Source organism: Streptomyces sp. NPDC058525 (genome assembly GCF_042719495.1).
GTDB lineage: Bacteria > Actinomycetota > Actinomycetes > Streptomycetales > Streptomycetaceae > Streptomyces.
The window spans coordinates 1-2,320 of the sequence record NZ_JBHXNP010000214.1; the positions used below are offsets into that span (position 1 = coordinate 1).

A 2,320-nucleotide genomic window follows, 5' to 3' on the forward strand; every position below is an offset into this window, starting at 1 on the left:
CAGCTCGGCATCCGTCAGCCTCGGCGGTCGGCCCCATCCCCGCGATCCTGCCAGAGAGTCATCAATCCTCACGTACAGTGCTGTCGCGAGGGTTTTGAGATCTGTCGTCACAAACGGATCAACGAGACCCTCGCTTCATGCGCCCGAAGACTTCGGACTTACTCGTCTAGGGGCAATACCGGTGACTTTGGGGGTTTCGGGTCGTTGGGTGTGGCGTGCCAAGGCCCGGACAGGTGAAGTCGTCGTCGGATGACCGGTTTTCGGATCGGATCGCGATTGGGGTGCTGACCCGCGCGTTTCCGCCGGAGTTGGTGGATGAGGTGGTCGCGGGATGCGGCCGGGTCGAGCAGCGCCAACAGCTGCTGCCCGCCCGGGTGGTGGTCTATTTCGTGCTGGCGATGTGCCTGTTCTCCGGGCAGGGCTATGAGGAGGTCGCCCGACTCCTGACGCACGGACTGGAGCGGATGGGCCGGTGGAAGGGGGCCTGGCGGGTGCCGACCACCGCGGCGATCGGCCGGGCCCGTCTGCGACTGGGCCCGGAGCCGCTGAAGGCACTGTTTGCCCAGGTGTGCCGGCCGGTGGCGACCGAGGACACGAGCGGGGCCTGGTATCGGGGGTGGCGGCTGGTCGCGGTGGACGGCACCACCTTCGACGTGCCGGACACCGAGGCGAATGCCGCCTTCTTCGGCCGCCCGGGAGTCAGCCGCGGACAGGAGAAGAGCGCCTATCCGCAGGTGAGGGTGACCGCGCTGGCCGAGTGCGGCACCCACGCTGTCTTCGCGGCCGAGGCCGGACCGCTGGCAGTCCATGAAACCGAACTGGCCCAGTGCCTGTTCAGCTCACTGACGCCGGGGATGCTCCTGCTGGCCGACCGGGGCTTTCGCGGGTTTGACCTGTGGCGGGCCGCCGCCGCAACCGGCGCCGACCTGCTGTGGCGGCTCAAGAACGACGCCGTACTCCCCGTCCTGGCCCTGCTGGAGGACGGCTCCTACCTCTCGGAGATCGTTGCGGCCCGGGACAAGAACCGTCGCGCGGACCCCGCCCGGGTCCGGGTGATCGAGTACGCGCTCGGCAGCGACGGCAGCGACACGGTGTACCGGCTGATCACCACCATCCTGGACCCGAAGGCCGCCCCTGCCGCGTCGCTGGCGGCGCTGTACGCCCAGCGATGGGAGATCGAGAGCACGCTGGATGAGATCAAGACCCATCTCGGAGGCCCTCGCCTCGTCCTACGCTCCCAGCACCCCCGCGGTGCCGAGCAGGAGATCTTCGCCTTCCTGCTGGTGCACCACGCCCTGCGAGACCTGATGCACCAGGCCGCACAGCAATCCGAGCAGGACCCGGACCGGATTTCCTTCACCCGCACCCTGCGCGTGGTCCGCCGCCACGTCACTGACCAGGCGGCATTTTCCCCCCTCCCGGCTGGCCCGGGCACTGGTCACGGCCCTGCATGAGATCCGCGAACGGCTCTTGGCACCCCGGCGGTTGCGCTCCAGCCCGCGCGTCATCAAACGCAAGATGTCCAACTGGAAGCTCAAACGCGCCGAGCACCACAATCCGCCCCGGCCGGACACTCCCCGCGTGACCCTGGTCGGACCGACCAAGACCAAGCCGACCCGCCGGAAGACAACCTAAATCACCGGTATTGCGTCTAGGGGTGAGCTTCAGGGGGCGGCCGTCGCGTTCGGCGACTCTGCGGACGGTATCCAGGCTGACGCCGTGGCGGCTCAGCACGGTGGCGGCGCTGGCGTGGGAGGCGCGCCGGGCCAGGGCCCGCAGCCGTGCGACCAGTTCCAGGTAGGAAAAGGGCTTGGCCATGTAGTCGTCGGCTCCTTGACCGAGGCCGTCGATCAGGTCGGGGAGGCTGCCCGCGGCGGTGAGCATCATGATCCTGGCCGGGTAGCCGGCTGTGTTCAGGGCCCGGCAGACGGAGTCCCCGCTCAGATGAGGCAGATCTCGGTCCAGGACCAGTACGTCGTAGGTGGCGGCGGCCGTCATCTCCAGCGCGCGGGCACCGTCGTGTGCGACATTGCAGACCATTCCTTCACCACGCAGGCCTTCGGCCAGCATCTCGGCCAGCTCCACCTCGTCCTCGACGATGAGTACTCGCATTTCATTCCTCCCACTCCGCTCACCCGCGCCATGCGCTGTCCCTGTCTGCGAAGGCGCTGGTCAAGAATCCCTCCCGCGACGTTAGCCCTCGGTTAGGCACAGCTCACCGATGGTGTGAGTTGGGGGTGTGGTGGCGGGGCTTGGGCGTCATCAGTGTGTGATGGATTTCGGGCCTGGTACAGCACGGTTCCTGGCTGCGTGATGGCTG

2 protein-coding genes and 1 pseudogene are annotated in these 2,320 nt (G+C 67.8%); 1 reads left to right on the plus strand and 2 read right to left on the minus strand.

The annotated features are described in order from the left end of the window. A pseudogene (locus ACFWP3_RS41860) lies at window positions 1-111 on the minus strand (IS982 family transposase); the annotation flags it as partial. 104 nt (window positions 112-215) lie between these two features. Between ACFWP3_RS41860 and ACFWP3_RS41865 the strand changes: the two are divergent. Next, window positions 216-1,454 carry an IS4 family transposase gene (locus ACFWP3_RS41865; RefSeq protein WP_384232201.1) on the plus strand — a complete coding sequence of 413 codons (1,239 nt, stop codon included), beginning with the start codon at window positions 216-218 and terminating at the stop codon, window positions 1,452-1,454. Here the strand turns inward: ACFWP3_RS41865 and ACFWP3_RS41870 are convergent. Then, window positions 1,390-2,112 carry a response regulator transcription factor gene (locus tag ACFWP3_RS41870; protein WP_384232203.1) on the minus strand — a complete coding sequence of 241 codons (723 nt, stop codon included), beginning with the start codon at window positions 2,110-2,112 and terminating at the stop codon, window positions 1,390-1,392. The two genes, ACFWP3_RS41865 and ACFWP3_RS41870, sit on opposite strands and share 65 nt — an antisense overlap. Window positions 2,113-2,320: the final 208 nt, after the last annotated feature.